Raw genomic sequence first — 17,187 nt, 5'->3', positions numbered from 1 at the left:
GTTTGCTAACCGTCAATCACGGCATTTTCGCCACACATCCAACTGGCCCGCAGAATTCGGGCTTGATCCGCAAAAAAAGGACTTTGAATGCACGCCACATCCCCTCTTCGCGCCCCATTTGCGCGCACGTTTGCTGTTTCCTTGCTACTGACCGGCGTTACCGGAGTTCTCAGCCATGATGCTCTGGCTCAACCCGCGCCTTCGGAAGAATCCGCCCAAGGTGAAACCCTCAGCCCCGAAGCCAGCCCACCGAAAAAAGGCGCGTACCTGTCGGACTGGTACAACCAGGACCTGATGCTGATCGGCAGCAAAGACATCAGCTTCGGTCCGCAACCGGCCGACGACATCTATCTGGAATACGAGTACTTCGGGCGCAAGGGCCCATTCGAGCTCTACGGCTACATCGACGTGCCGAAAATTTTCAATATCGGCAACAGCCACGACAAAGGTGTGTGGGATCACGGCTCACCGGTGTTCATGGAGCACGAGCCGCGCATCTCGATCGACTACCTCGCCGGCCGCAGCCTGGCCATCGGCCCGTTCAAGGAATGGTACGTAGCGTTCGACTGGATCTACGACCACGGCAGCCGCAAGGAGAACCGCGCCAACACTCTGTACAGCGGCTTCGGCACCGACATCGACACCCATTCGCGGGTCAACCTGTCGGCCAACCTGTACGGGCGTTATCAGTGGGAAAACTACGGCGCGAGCAATGAGTACTCATGGGACGGCTACCGCGCGCAGCTCAAATACATCATCCCGATCGACAAATTCAGCAACGGCGCCTCGCTGACCTACATCGGCTTCACCAACTTCGACTTTGGCTCGGACATCCACAAGGACAACCCGGCGCGCACCGCCAACGCCACGGTGGCAACCAACGTCCTGCTCTATTCGTTCACCCATTTGCGCTTCACCCTGGTCGGGCGTTATTTCCACAACGGCGGTAACTGGGAGGATGGCAGCGAGTTGAATTTCGGCGACGGCAATTTCCGCGCGCGTTCCAACGGCTGGGGTTACTACGCCGGCATCGGTTATCAGTTCTGAAATCAGGAGATTTTTATGCAAGCAATGATGCGCGTTTCACTGGCCGCTGCCGCCCTGCTCTCTTGCACTGCATGGGCGAGCGAAGCGCCGATCCAGCCGAAAGTGGTGCTGATCACCATGTTCGCCCCTGAGGCGCAAAACTGGATCGATCGGCTGCAACTCAAGCAGGAAATCCGCGTGCCGGGCCTGTCCGCCGAGTACCCGACCATCCGCTGCAACACCCGGCAGGTGTGCCTGCTGACCACCGGCATGGGCCAGACCAACGCAGCGGCCTCGACCCTGGCACTGGCCATGTCGCCGAAGTTCGACCTACGCAAAAGCTATTTCCTGATCGCCGGTATCGCCGGGATCAGCCCCAAACACGGGACCATCGGCACCGCCGCGTGGGCGCATTATCTGGTCGAGTTCGGTACGCAATGGGAACTGGATTCCCGTGATGCGCCGTCGAGTTGGCCAACCGGCTACATCGGCATCAACACCAAGGGCCCGAACGAAAAACCGCCGCTGGACTACAAGACCGAAGTCTTTGAACTCAACCCGACCTTGCAGGCCAAGGCCTTCGCCCTGAGCCACAAGGTCGAACTGAGCGAGAGCAAGGAGTCGGCGGCGTGGCGGCTGAAATATCCATCGGCCCCAGCTAATCAGCCACCAGTCGTCACCCGCTGCGACACACTGGCCGGCAACACCTGGTTTTCCGGCACGCGCCTGAGCGAACGGGCCGAGGTCTGGACCAAACTGCTGACCGACAACAAGGGCGAATACTGCACGACGCAACAGGAAGACAACTCCACCTATGAGGCCCTGCTGCGCGCCAGTCGTGAAGGCCTGGTCGATGTACAACGCCTGGCGGTAGTACGTGCCGGCTCCGACTTCGACCGTCCTGAACCGGGCGGTAGTGAAGTGGATAATTTGCTCAAATACGCCGATCAGGGCGGTTTTGTCCCGGCGCTGGAAAACCTCTACCGCGCGGGTAATCCACTGGTGCAGGACATCCTCAAGCACTGGTCTGCCTGGGAAAACGGCGTGCCTCAATCCTGATGAACTAAAGAACCTTGTGGGAGCTGGCTTGCCAGCGATGGCATCAGTGCAGTCAACATCTTCATCGGCTGCTCTAACGCTATCGCTGGCAAGCCAGCTCCCACAGGTTATGCGGTGTGACGGGGATCAGGGGATCAGGATGACCTTGTCGCCACTGCCCTGATTCACCTCGACATACCGCGCCAAACCTTCCGCCAGCGGTGACTCGACAAGCCCTTGCGGCAGCGGCAGCAGGTCTTCATCGAAGAACCGGCCAAACTGCTCCAGCATCGCCGCGCACGCTTCAACGCCGTACAGCAGCGAATTAATCCCGACCACCGAACCGCCCTTGCGATACAACGCCAGTGCCGGCAATTGCACATGGCCGTCGACCGGCGCGGCGATGATCGCGATGCGGCCGAACGCTGCCAGTGCCGCAACCGAGGCCGGCAGCCAGAAACCGGTGGTGTCGAAAATCACGTCGGCGCCACCGCGATACACCGCGTTGACCTGCGCACCGAGATCTTCGGGCTTATCCAGTTGCAGCGTCTGATAGCCCTGCGCCTGTAACTCCTTGACCTGCTCCGGCCGCCGCGCCGCCGCCAGCAACTGCGCGCCGCGTACCTTGGCCAACGCCAAGGCCGCTGTGGCCACCGCGCCGCCGCCGATCACCAGCAAACGGGTTTCGGCCGTTACCAGACTGCGCTCCAGCGCATCCCACGCCGTGGTGTACGGCACGCCGAGGCTGGCGGCCTGGGCGAAACTCAGGTGCGACGGTTTATGCCCCACGCCCTTGCCCGGCAGTTTGACGAACTGCGCGTGGGAGCCATCGGCGAAAAAGCCCAACTCGCGACCGGTGCCCCAGACTTCCTGCCCGATCAACGCCTGCGGGCCTTCGACCACCACACCGGCAAAATCCCGCCCGGGAATCCGTGGCAGCGTGGTGTAGGGAAAACGCCCGAGTACGTTCTTCACATCGCTGGGATTCAGGCCGGCAGCCTTGATCTCGACCAACACGTCATCAGCGCCCGGCACCGGCGTCGGCACCTCGACGTAACGCAGGGAAGACAAGTCGCCGGTTTTATCGAATTGCAGTGCTTTCATGGACACATCCACCGAATAAGAAAGAGGGAAATCAGGACAACCAACCGGCCACCAGTTGCCGGCCCATCGGCCACAACTGTTCACCCGCGAGCATGCCCAGCAAGCCGACCAGCGCAATGGCCGGTGGGGCTGGAGAACGAAAATCCAGCGCGCCGTAAAGCAGGCCAACGCCGAGGCCGATGGCCAGCGAAATCAGGTAATTCATGGGGAGCAACTCCGCCCGTGGAAAGGAATGGGCAAAGTTTAGGGAACCGGCGGGGATGGCATCGGCCAAGGACTTCTGAATTTCGGACAAGTATCGGATGCACACCACAGAACCCTGTGGGAGCGAGCCTGCTCGCGAAAGCGGTGTGTCAGTGAAGGATGAGTCAGCTGATCCACCGCATTCGCGAGCAGGCTCGCTCCCACATTGGATCTGCGCTGGTTTGATTAATCGTGTTCCACAGCAAATTGTGAGGGCGCCACGCCCAGTTCGCGGCGGAACATGTCGCTGAAACTGCTCGGCGAATACCCCAGCTCACGGGCAATGACACTGACCGCGACACCCTGAATCAACTCCGCCACCGCCGTCGCCAGTTGCACCTGGCGCCGCCATTCGGCGAAGCCCATGCCGAGGCGGTCCTTGAACAACCGCGCCAACGTACGCACGCTGGCTCCGGCGTCATCCGCGTGCTGCTCGAAAGGAATCTCCAGCGACGGCGAGGCCATCACTGCCTGACACACGCTCATCAAGCGCCGATCGGAATCGTCCGGCAGCGGGATCTTCAACGGCGAACGCCTGGCGCGTTTCAGCTCCAGCAACGCCAACCCGACCAACGCCTCGTAATACTCAGGCTCGCCGCTGTCGCCCTGCTCCACCAGCCCGACGATCAACTCACGCAGCAACCCGCCGACCTCGATCACCTGCACCGACGGATCCAGCGTCGCCGCCAACGCCGGGCGCAGATAGATATTGCGCATCTGCAAATCCGACACCACCCGAATCCCGTGCGGTACCCCGGGAGGTAACCACACCGCCCGATGCGGCGGCACCACCAACGCCTCGTGCGGGGTCTCGACCCACATCACCCCGCTCATCGCATACAGCAACTGGCCCCAGACATGCTCATGCGGCTCAATATACAAACCACGCGGATAGGTGCGCGCCAGCGGCTGCACGGGCACATCGGTATCACTGAGATCGGGAGGCGCGGCAAGGGCCATGGCGAGCATTCATTGGGGTTGGCGGAAGCGCCATGGTAACGAGTCAGTCATTTCGCCGCCAACGGTAGAAACCGTCGGACAATCCGAGTGAATTTTCCCGGCGCGCCGCGATCCTTCTATTACCACAGGGAGGATTACGGGCTTTATGAACAACGCAAAACTGTTTGTCATCGATTACACCCTTCACGGCAAGCCCAAGTCGTTCATTATCCGTTCGGACAAAATGGACAACGCCGAGGCGTGGCACTGGGCAAGTTGCGACGCGGGTGTGGGTCGTATCCCGCGTTTCGGCCGTGAAAAAGTGCAGAAGACCAGTAAACCGATGGCGGAAAGATTTGGCGTGGAGAACGTCAAATGGCGACCGGCGAGCTAGGCTTTGCCCGGCGATCGGGGACTATTCGGGGGAATGCACAATGAGCAAGATCAGCAGTCCGGCGCATCTGGATTACGGCCTGGACACATTGTTCGGGCGAATCACCAAAAGTGTCGATTGTGAGGTGGGGCTGGAAGTCGTCGAAGATGACCCGTATCGCTTTGCGCTGAGGGTGCCTGCACCGTTACCGGAGGATCTTGATCAAGCGAAAACCGTTGTGGTCAGGGTTGAGGGGCGACGATTGCAAGGCACGGTGCGGCATACCGAGCGGTTGGAAGATGAAAGTCTGAAACTGGAAGTGGAGCCTGATTAGGCTCCACTTTTTTATGCATGCCGTTACTTCGGATGCGCGCAATGACAGCCTTTGCTTGAGCACTCCTCGCCACTTTTGTGGTGGTGGGCGCAGGCTTCGCAGCAGTAGTGTTTGCCGTGCACGGCGTAGGAATGTTCACCTTCCTTGATGGTGCACTTGCATCCCGGACAATCGCATTTTCTATCAGGCATGGGACAGACTCCTTCAGTGGTGGTTGTCTGAGGCTTTTAGGGCAAGCCGTAGGAATCAGTGTAGGAGCTGGCGAAGGTTGCGATCTTTTGATTTTGGGTTTTGGGTTTTGGGGGCATATCCGTTGCTGCGGGTGTTGCCGCTGGCGGTTTCGCTCTTACAGCGACTCACTTTTCCAAACGCCGAAAAGTAAGCAAAAGGCTTTGCCCCTGGCGTACGGCACTTCGCTTAGGCTCAGTGTTCCCTCGCTACGGTGTCCATCCGGGGGCATCGCCTACGGTTTGCTTCGCTGCACCTCCTCTCGATGGATGCGGCTTCGCCGCACGGCGCTGCGCGCCTACCCCCTGATGAACACCTCCGCTCGGCCTGCCGATGGGGCTGGAGATCAAAAGCCAAAGCCAAAGCCAAAGCCAAGCAGATCAAAAGATCGTCCGATCGCGGCCCGAGCCTTCGGCAGCTCCTACAGGGAGGTTGAGCACATCTGTCGAAGCTTGGTCGGCTGTCCGGCCGCCTTCGCGAGCAGGCTCGCTCCCACAGGGTTCGAGTACATCTGTCTGAGCCTGGTCGGCTGTCAGGCCGCCATCGCTGGCAAGCCAGCTCCCACAAGAAAATGAGTACACCCCGCACGCGGCGCATGCCGCCCCACTCAACACAATGAGCGCAAGCTCGAGTACCGCTCTTGATCTTGATCTTGATCTTGTAGTGGTCTAATGAAACCGGACACCCATTTAGGCGAGAATGCTCGCCAGATAGAGGTGTCTGATGACCAAACAACGTCGTTCTTTTTCCGCTGAATTCAAACGCGAGGCCGCAGGCCTCGTGCTCGATCAAGGCTATAGCCATATCGAAGCCAGCCGCTCGCTTGGTGTGGTTGAGTCCGCGTTGCGCCGCTGGGTTAATCAGCTTCAGCAGGAGCGCACTGGCGTTACTCCGCAGAGTAAAGCGCTGACGCCAGAGCAACAGAAAATCCAGGAATTGGAAGCTCGAATCGCTCGACTTGAGCGGGAGAAATCCATTTTAAAAAAGGCTACCGCGCTCTTGATGTCGGAAGAGCACGAGCGCACGCGCTGATTGATCAACTGAGCCCCCAAGAGCCGGTTGATTGGCTTTGCGCAGTCTTTGACGTCACTCGTTCGTGTTACTACGCCCATCGTCTCAGGCGCCGAACTCCAGACGTTGAGCGGCTTCGGTTGCGCAGCCGGGTTAACGAACTGTTTACGCAAAGTCGAAGCGCCGCCGGTAGCCGCAGCATCGTGTCGATGATGCAGGAAGACGGCGAGCAAATTGGGCGGTTCAAGGTGCGAGGCCTGATGCGGGAACTGGAGTTGGTCAGTAAACAACCTGGATCACATGCCTACAAACAAGCGACGGTTGAGCGGCCTGACATTCCGAACATATTGAATCGAGAGTTTGATGTGCCGGCGCCGAATCAGGTCTGGTGTGGCGACATCACCTACATCTGGGCTCAAGGGAAATGGCATTACCTGGCTGTCGTTATGGATCTTTACGCGCGCCGAGTGGTGGGCTGGGCGCTGTCGAACAAGCCGGATGCGGATCTGGTCATCAAGGCGTTGGACATGGCTTACGAACAGCGTGGCAGGCCTCAAGGGCTTCTGTTTCACTCGGATCAGGGCTCGCAATATGGCAGTCGCCAGTTTCGCCAACGGCTCTGGCGTTACCGCATGCGCCAAAGCATGAGCCGTCGTGGAAACTGCTGGGATAACGCGCCGATGGAGCGTGTGTTTCGCAGCTTGAAAACTGAATGGATACCGACCGTGGGCTACATGACAGCTCAAGAAGCGCACCGCGACATCAGTCATTACCTGATGCATCGGTACAACTGGATTAGACCGCACCAATTCAACAACGGACTGGCCCCAGCTCAGGCCGAGAAAAAACTTAACGTCGTGTCCGGGATTAGTTGACCACTACAAAAACAACGGATATGTACTCAGTCAGATGAGCGAACACTACTGCGATACATAAACACCAACGCCAACCCCAAACAAACCATCGCCAAAATCCGACTCGAAGAAAGATCGATCGCCGGATTCCCCAACCAGCCAAAATTATCAATCAACATCCCCATCCCAAGCTGCCCGACAATCACCGCCACCGTCGCCACCGCCGTACCGATCCGAGGCACCGCACCGACCATCACGATCATATACACCACGCCAAACAACGCACCGCTGAGCTGCCATTTCGGCACATCGAGCAAACTCACCGCATGGGCCGGTTCAAAAAACAGAATCAACAACCCGGTAACCAACGCCCCCACGGCAAACGTCAGCAAACTACTGCGCAACACCCCAACGGTTTCCCCCAGACGCCCATTGATCGCCGCCTGAACACTCAACACCGCACCTGCCGCGACCACCACGGCCAACAAAATAATCAGATTCATCATCAACCCCGAGCAATCAAGACAAGTGCAGCAACAATCAACAACAGCGCCAGCCACCGCTCAGCGTTGACCTTCTTGCGCGCCGCGCCGAACCAGCCGAAATGGTCAATCAACACACTCTTGCCCACCTGCCCCGACAGAATCGCGATCATCGTCATGGCGATACCGATATGCGGCGTGGCCAACGTCAGCACCACCACATACATCGGCCCCAAAAAACCGCCGATCAACTGCCAGCGCGGCAATGTGTTCAACGCCGGCCCTTGTTGCGGGCCGCTGAACAACAGCAGCAAAAACAGAATCGCCGAACCCACGCCGAAAATGCTCAAGGTCGCCCACAGATGCCCGACCTGCACCCCCAATGGCCCGAGCAACCCGGCCTCGACCGACAAACCCATGCCTGCCAGAATCACCAGCGGCAGCAACAACAATCGCAACCCCGGCTTGGCCACCGGCGGCGCAACACTTACCTCATCCAACGTCTGCATAACAAAAATCCAGGCTGATAATCGATGGCGCGGATTATCGGCTGGCGCCGCTGTGCGATAAATGGGAGCATCCGGACAACACTTTTGCGCAACTCGCACAGCAGGACGATTCATGCACGGGCTTAATGAACTGGGATTCAAGGCACTCAGGCTGTTTGTGGCGGTGCTCGACCACGGCAGTTTCTCCGAAGTCGCCCGCCGCGAAGGCGTGGCGCCCTCGTCGATTTCCCGGCAGATCCAGTTGATGGAACAAGCCCTGAATCAACAATTGCTCTACCGCCACACCCGCGCGGTCACGCCGACCGAGGCCGGGCGCATGCTTGGCCATCATGCGCGGCTGGTGCTGGTGCAACTGGAAGAAGCCGAACAGGCGTTACAGGAACAGCAAAGCGAACCCACTGGCCTTGTGCGAATCAACGCCCCGGTGGTGTTTGGTCAACGCCATCTGACGCCGTGGCTCGGCCAGTTGTGCGCGCGCTATCCGAAGCTGCAGCTGGACATCCAGCAAACCGACCACTACGTCGACCCGTTGCAGGAAGGCGCCGATCTGTTGTTTCGTATCGGCCCGCTGCACGACTCCAGCATGCAGGCGCGAATTCTGGCGCCGCACCGCTTTCAGGTCGCCGCCAGCCCCGCCTACCTCAAACGCCATGGCACACCGCAACAGCCAGAGAATCTGGCGCAGCATCAATGCCTGGCCTACAAAGGCGCGACTGGCCAGCAGCGCTGGTTTTTCCGTCAGGGTCAGGGGGACTGGACGCCCTACTCAGTCAAAGGCCCGATCACCGGCAACCACGCCGACACGTTGACGCAAGCCGCCGAACAGGGTTTGGGGCTGGTGATGTTTCCGTCATGGCTGATTGGCGAAGCGGTACGCGAAGGCACGCTGGTGCCGGTGCTGAGGGAGTATCAGGTGTCGAACAGCCTGGAACCGCAACAGATTGCGGTGCTGTGGCCGGGGAGCCGCAGGTTGTCGGTGAAGGTGCGGACGGTGATTGATTTTTTTGTCGAATGCTTCGGCGAGGTGCCCTACTGGGACAGACCGTAGTCGCACACAAATCCAAATGTGGGAGCGAGCCTGCTCGCGAATGCCGTATGTCTGATCTCACAGTGGCGACTGACACACAGCTTTCGCGAGCAGGCTCGCTCCCACAGGGTTTTGCTTCGGACTCCAAATCGCGTCAGATCCGGAACTGCCCAACCAGCTTGCCCAGTCGCTGGCCCAACTCTGCCAGACTTCGCGAAGTCTGCGCCCCCAACTGGGTCTCATCCGCCACGCTGTCCACCGCCACCGCAATCTGATGCACGCTGCGGTTGATCTCTTCGGCCACCGCCGTCTGCTCTTCCGCGGCACTGGCAATCTGCGCGTTCATCGAATTAATCGTCGCGATCAATTCCGCCATCGCATCCAGCGACGCCCCGGCCTGATTGGCCTGCTGCGAGGTGCCGTCGCCCGCCTCACTGGAACGGCGCATCGCTTCCACCGCCGACTGCGTGCCCGCCTGCAAGCGATCGATCATGCCCTGAATTTCCTGAGTGCTGATCTGCGTACGACTGGCCAATGCCCGCACTTCATCGGCCACCACCGCAAAACCGCGCCCGGCCTCGCCGGCGCGCGCGGCTTCAATCGCGGCGTTCAGTGCCAGCAGATTGGTCTGTTCGGCAATCGAACGAATCACCCCGAGCACGCCGACAATCGAACTCACGTCCTGCTGCAAACTGTCCAGCGACACACCACTGCTGCGGATGTCATCGACCAGCGCATGAATCTGTTTGATGCTGCCGGCGACCACACGCTTGGCGCTCTGCCCTTCTTCATCGGTCTGCTGGGCCGCGACGGCGGCGTTCTGCGCGCTCTTGGCGACTTCCTGGGCGGCGGCGGACATTTCGTTGATCGCCGTGGCGACCTGATCGGTTTCGTGGCGCTGACGCTCCATGGCTTGATCCGAACGCTGGGCCTGATCCGAGACTTGAGTCACCAACCCGGTCAGTTGCATGGTCATCTCGGTGATCTGCCGCACCAGGCCGTGGATCTTGTCGACGAAACGGTTGAACGAGCCCGCCAGTTCACCGAGTTCATCCTGGCTGGTGATGTTCAGACGACGGGTCAGGTCGCCCTCGCCCGCCGCGATGTCGTCGAGGTTGGCTTTCATCAGGGTCAGTGGACGCAGGATGGTATTGGCCAGCAGCATCCCCGCCGCCGCGATCACCAGCAGCACCACCACCGCCACGCCGACGATGCTGAGGATCACGCCCTGCATACGCTCCTGCACCTGCGCTTCAACCAGCGCGACTTGCGCTTCGATGCCATCGAGGTTAACCGAGGTACCGACCGCCATGTCCCACTTCGCCAGGTATTCGGTGTAGCCGAGTTTCGGTACCAGCACCTGCGCGTTGCCTGGCAGCGGCGAGCTGTATTGCAGATAGTGCGTACCGTCCTTCGCCACTTTGACCAGGCCGAGGTTGACGTAGACGCCGTTCGGGTCGCGGTTGTCCTTGAAGCTTTTGCCCACGCCTTCCGGATCGTTGGCCTTGAACAGGCGCACGGTCTCGGAGTCGTAGCCGAAGAAGTAACCGTCCTTGCCGTAGCGAATGCCCGACAGCAGTTTGATCGCTTGCGCGCGCGCCTCGGCATCACCGGGGGCGGCGGCGTCGTACAGCGGTTTGATCGTGGTCATGGCCACGGCAACGTAACTTTGCAGAGTGGCCTTGGCGTCGCCGAGCAGGCGTTCGCGGGTCTGTTCGACCTCTTTGTGCGCCTGTTCCTGGAGGATAAACAGCGTGGTCAGGCTGATGACCAGCGCAAAGAGCAATACCGGGAGGACGGCAAGGGACAGGACTTTGGCCTTGAGACTCAAACGCATGGGGAGAGCTCACTCTTTTGATTTTATTGGCGTGGTTAAAGGCTTTAACGGCACGTCGGATCAAAAGTTGAGCTGCAGACGCTGCATGCCCCTGTGGGAGCGGGCTTGCTCGCGAAAGCGGTGTATCAGACACAGAATTGCTGACTGACACGACGCCTTCGCGAGCAAGCCCGCTCCCACAGGGGATTTGGGGGGTTACAGAACCATCGCGGCCACCCAGCCGAACGCCAGCAGTGGCAGGTTGTAATGCAGGAACGTCGGCACCACGGTGTCCCAGATATGGTGATGCTGGCCGTCGATGTTCAATCCGGACGTGGGGCCCAACGTCGAGTCCGAAGCCGGCGAACCGGCATCGCCCAGCGCCCCGGCGGTACCGACGATGCAGACGATGGCGATCGGGCTGAAACCGAGTTGTACGCACAGCGGCACAAAGATTGCCGCCAGAATCGGCACCGTGGAGAAAGACGAACCAATGCCCATGGTCACCAGCAGCCCCACCAGCAACATCAACAGTGCGCCGATGCCCTTGCTGTGGTTGATCCACGACGCCGACGACTCGACGAGGGTCTGCACCTGACCGGTGGCCTTCATCACTTCGGCAAAACCGGAGGCGGCGATCATGATGAAGCCGATCATCGCCATCATCTTCATGCCTTCGGTGAAGAGATCATCCGTCTCGCGCCACTTGACGATGCCCGACACCGAAAAGATCAGGAAGCCGACCAGAGCACCGATAATCATCGAGTCCAGCAGCAGTTGCACGATGAACGCGGCGGCAATCGCCACACCGGCGATCATCAGGCTCAGCGGGTTGTACTGCACCGCCACCTGCTCGACCTGCTCGATTTTCCCCAGATCGTAGACACGCTTCTTGCGGTAACTGATGAAGGCCATTGCCAAGCCGAAGACCATGCCCAGCGCCGGAATCCCCATGGCGTGGGTAACGTTGATGCCACTGATGTCAACGCCGCTGCGGGCAATGTTGGCCAACAGGATTTCATTGAGGAAGATGTTGCCGAAGCCCACCGGCAAAAACATGTACGGGGTAATCAGGCCGAAGGTCATGACGCAGGCGATCAGGCGTCGATCCAGTTGCAGCTTGGTCAGCACATATAAAAGCGGCGGTACCAGCAGCGGAATGAACGCGATATGGATCGGCAGGATGTTCTGTGAGGCAATCGCCACCACCCACAACAGGCCGATCAGCAGCCATTTGACGCTACCACCGCCGGTGCTGTGCTGACGATCGACCATCGCCAGCGCCCTGTCGGCCAACGCGTGGGCCAAGCCGGACTTGGCAATCGCCACAGCGAAAGCGCCGAGCAACGCGTAGGACAACGCCACCGTCGCCCCACCACCCAAGCCGCTGTTGAACGCTTTGAGCGTGGCGTCGATGCCCAGGCCTCCGGTCAGGCCGCCGACCAATGCACCGACGATCAAGGCGATCACCACGTGCACGCGGGACAGGCTGAGGATCAGCATGACGCCGACCGCAGCAATCACTGCATTCATTTCACTACCTCAAAAACACTGCGGTGAACTATTCACCGCCAGACAGAATGAGTCCGCCCACGGAGCACCGGCGGATTTGCAAAGAGGGTCTTATTAAAAGGGCGCGCACTGTGCCGCAGAGTGGCGGCGGTGTCAAAGTGACTGGTCGATTCCGGGTGCGGCAATCAGCCAATGATCGTTCCCACGCTCTGCGTGGTAACGCCGCAAGGGACGCTCCGCGTTCCCATCGAACGCAGAGCGTCCGGGGCTGCATTCCCACGCGGAGCGTAGGAACGATCTACCCCCTGCGCCAATGACTGCGGCAATTGGCCCTATTGTGTTTCCAGCATAAAGAAAGCCGAAACGCGGCCGTTACAGTGCAAAGTCTCAGATATTTATCGAATAAGGATGTTTCCATGTCGCTCAGACAACTTTCCATCCAATGGAAAATCACCCTGCTCGCCGGGCTTTGCCTGGCCGGTATCGTGACCCTGTTGGTAGGTCTTTCGCTGTACCGCATGGAGCACAGTTCTGAACTGGTGAAAGCTTCGAGCATGGAAATGCTCAGCGAATCGGCCAAAGCGCGTATCGAATCCCAGGGCGAGGTGCAGGCGGCGGGCATTCGCCAGCAGTTCATGGACGCCTATCAATATGGCCACGGTTTCTCGCGTCAGGTGCTGTTCCTGCGTGAACAGGCCGAGAAGCGTTTCCTCGACGCCTTCGACCTGCGCGAAGACATGACCCGTCAGGTCAAGTCCGCTCTGCAAGCCAACCCTGACTTGCTCGGTCTGTCGCTGGTGTTTGAAGCCAACGCACTGGACGGCAAGGACGAACTGTTTGCCGGCCAGGCCGAACTGGGCAGCAACGACAAAGGCCGTTTCGCCTTGTACTGGTCGCAACCGACCCCGGGCAAAGTCACCTCGATGGCGTTGCCGGAAAGCGACATGAGCGACACCAGCACCGGCCCCAGCGGTCAGGCCGCCAATGCCTGGTTCACCTGCCCGCGCACCACGCTCAAGCCGTGCGTGATCGAACCGTACTTTTATGTGATCGACGGCCAGAACGTGCTGATGACCAGCATCGTCTTCCCGCTGATGGTCAACGGCAAGGTCATTGCGTCACTGTCAGTGGACATCAACCTCAACAGCCTGCAAGCCATCAGTCAGGGTGCGAGCAAAAAGCTCTACGACGGCCAGACCGCCGTGAGCATCATCAGCCCGGTCGGCCTGCTCGCCGGTTACAGCCCGGACGCCAGCAAACTCAGCCAGCGCCTGGATGCCGTGGACAAGGCCAGCGGCAGCGAACTGCTGCGCCTGCTCGCCTCCAGCAGCAGCGTCAGCAGCCTGCACAGCAACGGCCAGTTGAAAGTACTGTCGCCGTTTCAGCCGATTCCTGATGGCCCGTCGTGGGCGGTGTTGCTGGACGTGCCGGAAAAAGTTCTGGTGGCGCGCGCCGAAGCGCTCAAGCAACAACTGGATGCGAGCAACACCTCGGGCACGCTGATCGAGCTGAGCCTCGGCGTGCTGGCTGCACTGATCGGCCTGCTGCTGGTATGGCTGATGGCGCGCAGCGTGACCAAACCGATCCTCGGCGTGGCCAACATGCTGGAAGACATCGCCAGCGGCGAAGGCGACTTGACCCGTCGCCTGGCTTACGACAAGAAGGACGAACTCGGTCAACTGGCCGGCTGGTTCAACAAGTTCCTCGACAAGTTGCAACCGATCATCGCCGAGGTGAAGCGCTCTGTGCAGGACGCACGCGATACTGCCGACCAGTCTTCGGCGATCGCCACCCAGACCAGCGCCGGTATGGAGCAGCAGTACCGTCAGGTTGATCAGGTTGCCACCGCGTCCCACGAAATGAGCGCCACCGCCCAGGACGTCGCCCGCAGCGCCGCCCAGGCTGCCGAAGCCGCCAAGGATGCTGATCGCGCCACCCGTCAGGGCCTGACCGTAATTGATCGCACCACCGCCAGCATCGACACCCTCGCCGCCGACATGAGCGCAGCGATGGTGCAGGTCGAAGGTCTGGCCGCCAACAGCGAGAAAATCGGCGCCGTGCTGGAAACCATCCGCGCCATCGCCGAACAGACCAACCTGCTGGCGCTCAACGCGGCGATTGAGGCGGCGCGGGCCGGTGAAGCCGGACGCGGTTTTGCCGTGGTCGCCGACGAAGTCCGCAACCTCGCCCGACGCACGCAGGAATCGGTGGAAGAAACCCGTCAGGTGATCGAACAATTGCAAAGCGGTACGCAGGACGTGGTCGGCTCGATGGGCAACAGCCATCGTCAGGCGCAAGGCAGTGTTGAACAGGTTGGCCAAGCGGTGACTGCACTGCACCAGATCGGTGAGGCGGTGACGGTGATCAGCGACATGAACTTGCAGATTGCCAGTGCCGCCGAAGAGCAGAGCGCGGTGGCTGAGGAGATCAACAACAACGTGGCGACGATTCGCGATGTCACGGAGTCGCTGTCCGGGCAGGCCAATGAGTCGGCGCGGGTCAGCCAGTCGCTGAACAGCCTGGCGAATCAGCAGCAGGGTTTGATGGATCAGTTTCGCGTCTAACCCCACGGTTCCTACAGGCAACCGAGATCAAATGTGGGAGCGGGCTTGCTCGCGAAGGCGGTGGGTCAGTCAATCAAGATGTCGACTGAAATACCGCCTTCGCGAGCAAGCCCGCTCCCACAGGGGATTTGTGGTGTTGGGGAGATCAGCGTTTGGGCAACTCGATGACGACCTTCAACCCGCCCCACTCGCTCTCGCCCAGCACCAGCAACCCGCCCCACGTATCGACGATATCGCGCACAATCCCCAATCCCAACCCATGCCCATGGGTCTGCTCATCCAGCCGAGTCCCACGGCTGAACACCTGAGCACGCTGCTCTTCGGGAATCCCCGGGCCGTCATCTTCCACGCTCAGGGCAAAGCCGTCAGTGCGCTCAAGCACACTCAAGCGCACCTCGGCATCCGCCCATTTGCAGGCGTTGTCCAGCAGGTTGCCGAGCAGTTCCAGCAAATCCTCACGATCCCACGGCAGTTGCAGCCCCGGCGGCGCCACGTAGCTCAACGCCAGATGCTCGCCATGGATCATGTTCAGGGTCGCCAACAGCCCCGGCAGTTCCGCGTCGCAATCAAACAGCGCCCCCGGCAGCGCATCGCCGGACAACCGTGCGCGATTCAGCTCACGGTTGAGCCGCTGCTGCACCTGCTCCAGCTGTTCCTTGAGGATCTTGCGCAGCTCAGGATGGTCATCGAGTTTTTCGCTCGACGCCAGACTCAACAGCACCGCCAACGGTGTTTTCAGCGCATGGCCCAGATTGCCCAGCGCATTACGCGAACGCTTGAGGCTGTCTTCGGTGTGCGCGAGCAAATGGTTGATCTGCGCCACCAGCGGCTCCAGCTCCACCGGCACCTGATCATCGAGTTGTGAACGCTGGCCCTGCTGCAATTGGGCGATTTGTTCACGGGCCTTTTCCAGCGGCTTCAAGGCGCGACGTACAGTCAGCCGTTGCAGAAACAGAATCAGCAGCAACCCGGCTAACCCCAGGCCCAGGCCAATCTGGCGCATACGCTGGAAACTCTCGCGCACCGGGGTGTAATCCTGCGCGACGCTGATCGAGATCGACTGGCCCAGGCGCCGATAGTCCGAGCGCAGCACCAGCAACTGCTGACCATCCGGCCCCAGTTGCAGATTGCTGTGCAGACCGGGGTGCTCCAGCAGCGGCAGGTCCTGATCCCACAACGAGCGCGAGCGCCAGTGGCTCTCGGCGAAATCGATGCGGAAATAATGCCCGGAAAACGGTCGCTGATAGGCCGGCGACAGGTGCCGCTCATCCAGCTGCAACCCTTGCGGGCCGCGGACCAGCGCCACCAGCAGACTTTCGCTGTCGTTGCGCAACCCGGCTTCGAGGTAACGCTGCAAACCCACTTCAAACAACCACAGACTGGTTTGTGCCAGCACCAGGCCAACGACCACCATCACGCTGATCAACCCCAGGCTCAAGCGGCGCTGGATCGACCTCACGAAGCTTGCCCGCCGAACAGGTAACCCTGGCCGCGACGGGTTTCGATCACGCTTTTGCCGAGTTTGCGGCGCAGGTGATTGACATGGACTTCGAGGACGTTGGAGTCGCGCTCGGTTTCACCGTCGTAGAGATGTTCGGCGAGGTGGCTTTTGGAGAGGATCTGTTCCGGGTGCAGCATGAAATAGCGCAGCAAACGGAATTCCGCCGCCGTCAGCTGAATGTCGGCGCCATCGCGGGTCACGCACTGGCGACCCTCGTCCAGATGCAGGCCGGCAGCCTTGAGCGTGGTCTGATTGGCCTGCCCCTTGGAACGACGCAGCAGCGACTGAACGCGCAGGTGCAGCTCTTCGGGGTGAAACGGTTTGGTCAGGTAATCGTCCGCGCCGGCCTTGAGGCCTTCGATGCGCTCGGCCCAGGAATCGCGCGCGGTCAGGATCAGCACCGGGATCGACAAGCCGCCCGCGCGCCACTGCGCCAGCACCTCAAGCCCCGGCACGCCGGGCAGACCGAGGTCGAGGATGATCAGGTCATAGGGCTCGCTGCTGCCCTGATACACCGCGTCGCGGCCGTCCGCCAGCCAATCCACCGCGTAGCCTTGACGTTGCAGGCCGGCGATCAGTTCGTCGGCCAGCGGCACGTGGTCTTCCACCAGAAGCAAACGCATTGA

At 60.4% G+C, this 17,187-nt stretch carries 16 protein-coding genes and 3 pseudogenes; 8 read left to right on the top strand and 11 right to left on the bottom strand.

The genetic code is table 11. From position 1 onward, the window contains the following. The first annotated feature begins 87 nt into the window (after positions 1 to 87). Positions 88 to 1,047 (top strand): nucleoside-specific channel-forming protein Tsx, encoded by a 960-nt coding sequence (locus ATI02_RS05120; RefSeq protein ID WP_095190772.1) that lies wholly within the window; start codon positions 88 to 90, stop codon positions 1,045 to 1,047. 15 nt (positions 1,048 to 1,062) lie between these two features. Continuing rightward, positions 1,063 to 2,085, top strand: a complete 1,023-nt coding sequence (locus ATI02_RS05115) for a purine-nucleoside phosphorylase (RefSeq protein WP_100845638.1) — start codon at positions 1,063 to 1,065, stop codon at positions 2,083 to 2,085. Between the two features lie 126 nt (positions 2,086 to 2,211). Here the strand turns inward: ATI02_RS05115 and ATI02_RS05110 are convergent, their stop codons facing one another. The 3 genes from ATI02_RS05110 to ATI02_RS05100 all read right to left on the bottom strand — a co-directional run bounded on the left by ATI02_RS05110 (position 2,212) and on the right by ATI02_RS05100 (position 4,380). Continuing rightward, positions 2,212 to 3,168, bottom strand: a complete 957-nt coding sequence (locus tag ATI02_RS05110) for a quinone oxidoreductase family protein (RefSeq protein ID WP_100845637.1) — start codon at positions 3,166 to 3,168, stop codon at positions 2,212 to 2,214. Positions 3,169 to 3,199: 31 nt separating this feature from the next. Continuing rightward, positions 3,200 to 3,373 carry a DUF1427 family protein gene (locus ATI02_RS05105; RefSeq protein WP_007969534.1) on the bottom strand — a complete coding sequence of 58 codons (174 nt, stop codon included), beginning with the start codon at positions 3,371 to 3,373 and terminating at the stop codon, positions 3,200 to 3,202. A gap of 224 nt (positions 3,374 to 3,597) precedes the next feature. Then, positions 3,598 to 4,380 (bottom strand): AraC family transcriptional regulator, encoded by a 783-nt coding sequence (locus ATI02_RS05100; RefSeq protein WP_100845636.1) that lies wholly within the window; start codon positions 4,378 to 4,380, stop codon positions 3,598 to 3,600. Positions 4,381 to 4,516: 136 nt separating this feature from the next. Between ATI02_RS05100 and ATI02_RS05095 the strand changes: the two genes are divergently transcribed. Together ATI02_RS05095 and ATI02_RS05090 are read left to right on the top strand one after the other, a co-directional pair. After that, the gene (locus ATI02_RS05095) at positions 4,517 to 4,744 is read left to right on the top strand and encodes a DUF6555 family protein (RefSeq protein WP_100845635.1); all 228 of its coding nucleotides are present in this window, start codon (positions 4,517 to 4,519) and stop codon (positions 4,742 to 4,744) included. A 40-nt stretch (positions 4,745 to 4,784) separates the two neighbouring features. Next, positions 4,785 to 5,057, top strand: a complete 273-nt coding sequence (locus tag ATI02_RS05090) for a hypothetical protein (RefSeq protein ID WP_095190777.1) — start codon at positions 4,785 to 4,787, stop codon at positions 5,055 to 5,057. Between the two features lie 23 nt (positions 5,058 to 5,080). Here the strand turns inward: ATI02_RS05090 and ATI02_RS05085 are convergent, their stop codons facing one another. Continuing rightward, complete coding sequence (locus tag ATI02_RS05085) at positions 5,081 to 5,248, bottom strand: metallothionein (RefSeq protein WP_080750761.1); 168 nt, start codon at positions 5,246 to 5,248, stop codon at positions 5,081 to 5,083. A gap of 760 nt (positions 5,249 to 6,008) precedes the next feature. Between ATI02_RS05085 and ATI02_RS05080 the strand changes: the two genes are divergently transcribed. Then, a protein-coding gene (locus ATI02_RS05080) for an IS3 family transposase (protein ID WP_095191983.1) occupies positions 6,009 to 7,171 on the top strand; the annotation gives its coding sequence in 2 pieces (ribosomal slippage) (positions 6,009 to 6,264 and positions 6,264 to 7,171; 1,164 coding nt in all). Between the two features lie 26 nt (positions 7,172 to 7,197). Here ATI02_RS05080 and ATI02_RS05075 read toward each other — a convergent pair. Beyond that, positions 7,198 to 7,656 carry a DMT family transporter gene (locus ATI02_RS05075; RefSeq protein ID WP_095191284.1) on the bottom strand — a complete coding sequence of 153 codons (459 nt, stop codon included), beginning with the start codon at positions 7,654 to 7,656 and terminating at the stop codon, positions 7,198 to 7,200. Continuing rightward, positions 7,656 to 8,141, bottom strand: coding sequence for a DMT family transporter (locus ATI02_RS05070; RefSeq protein ID WP_100845634.1), 486 nt, complete (start codon positions 8,139 to 8,141; stop codon positions 7,656 to 7,658). Before ATI02_RS05070 ends, ATI02_RS05075 begins: the two co-directional genes overlap by 1 nt. Positions 8,142 to 8,253: 112 nt before the next feature. Between ATI02_RS05070 and ATI02_RS05065 the strand changes: the two genes are divergently transcribed. Next, positions 8,254 to 9,189 carry a LysR family transcriptional regulator gene (locus ATI02_RS05065; protein WP_095191282.1) on the top strand — a complete coding sequence of 312 codons (936 nt, stop codon included), beginning with the start codon at positions 8,254 to 8,256 and terminating at the stop codon, positions 9,187 to 9,189. A gap of 133 nt (positions 9,190 to 9,322) precedes the next feature. On the opposite strand, the pseudogene ATI02_RS33220 reads toward ATI02_RS05065, so the two are convergent. From ATI02_RS33220 to ATI02_RS05055, 3 genes and pseudogenes are all read right to left on the bottom strand, one after another. Next, positions 9,323 to 9,916 (bottom strand): annotated as a pseudogene (locus ATI02_RS33220) (methyl-accepting chemotaxis protein); the annotation flags it as partial. 312 nt (positions 9,917 to 10,228) lie between these two features. Continuing rightward, positions 10,229 to 11,005 (bottom strand): annotated as a pseudogene (locus tag ATI02_RS33215) (cache domain-containing protein); the annotation flags it as partial. 195 nt (positions 11,006 to 11,200) lie between these two features. Beyond that, on the bottom strand, positions 11,201 to 12,517 hold the full coding sequence (locus tag ATI02_RS05055; RefSeq protein WP_095191280.1) for a Na+/H+ antiporter family protein: 1,317 nt from the start codon (positions 12,515 to 12,517) through the stop codon (positions 11,201 to 11,203). A 395-nt stretch (positions 12,518 to 12,912) separates the two neighbouring features. Between ATI02_RS05055 and ATI02_RS33210 the strand changes: the two are divergent. Together ATI02_RS33210 and ATI02_RS33205 are read left to right on the top strand one after the other, a co-directional pair. After that, positions 12,913 to 14,202, top strand: a pseudogene (locus ATI02_RS33210) (methyl-accepting chemotaxis protein); the annotation flags it as partial. Positions 14,203 to 14,304: 102 nt separating this feature from the next. Next, the gene (locus ATI02_RS33205; RefSeq protein ID WP_371857649.1) at positions 14,305 to 15,060 is read left to right on the top strand and encodes a methyl-accepting chemotaxis protein; all 756 of its coding nucleotides are present in this window, start codon (positions 14,305 to 14,307) and stop codon (positions 15,058 to 15,060) included. Between the two features lie 145 nt (positions 15,061 to 15,205). Here the strand turns inward: ATI02_RS33205 and ATI02_RS05045 are convergent, their stop codons facing one another. Continuing rightward, positions 15,206 to 16,519, bottom strand: coding sequence for a sensor histidine kinase (locus tag ATI02_RS05045; protein ID WP_100845631.1), 1,314 nt, complete (start codon positions 16,517 to 16,519; stop codon positions 15,206 to 15,208). Next, positions 16,516 to 17,184 carry a response regulator transcription factor gene (locus ATI02_RS05040; RefSeq protein WP_095191277.1) on the bottom strand — a complete coding sequence of 223 codons (669 nt, stop codon included), beginning with the start codon at positions 17,182 to 17,184 and terminating at the stop codon, positions 16,516 to 16,518. Before ATI02_RS05040 ends, ATI02_RS05045 begins: the two co-directional genes overlap by 4 nt. Positions 17,185 to 17,187: the final 3 nt, after the last annotated feature.

It is taken from the genome of Pseudomonas baetica, assembly GCF_002813455.1.
Lineage (GTDB): Bacteria > Pseudomonadota > Gammaproteobacteria > Pseudomonadales > Pseudomonadaceae > Aquipseudomonas > Aquipseudomonas baetica.
Note: the sequence above shows the minus strand (reverse complement) of the source record. Positions and strands in the feature narration are given on the sequence as shown.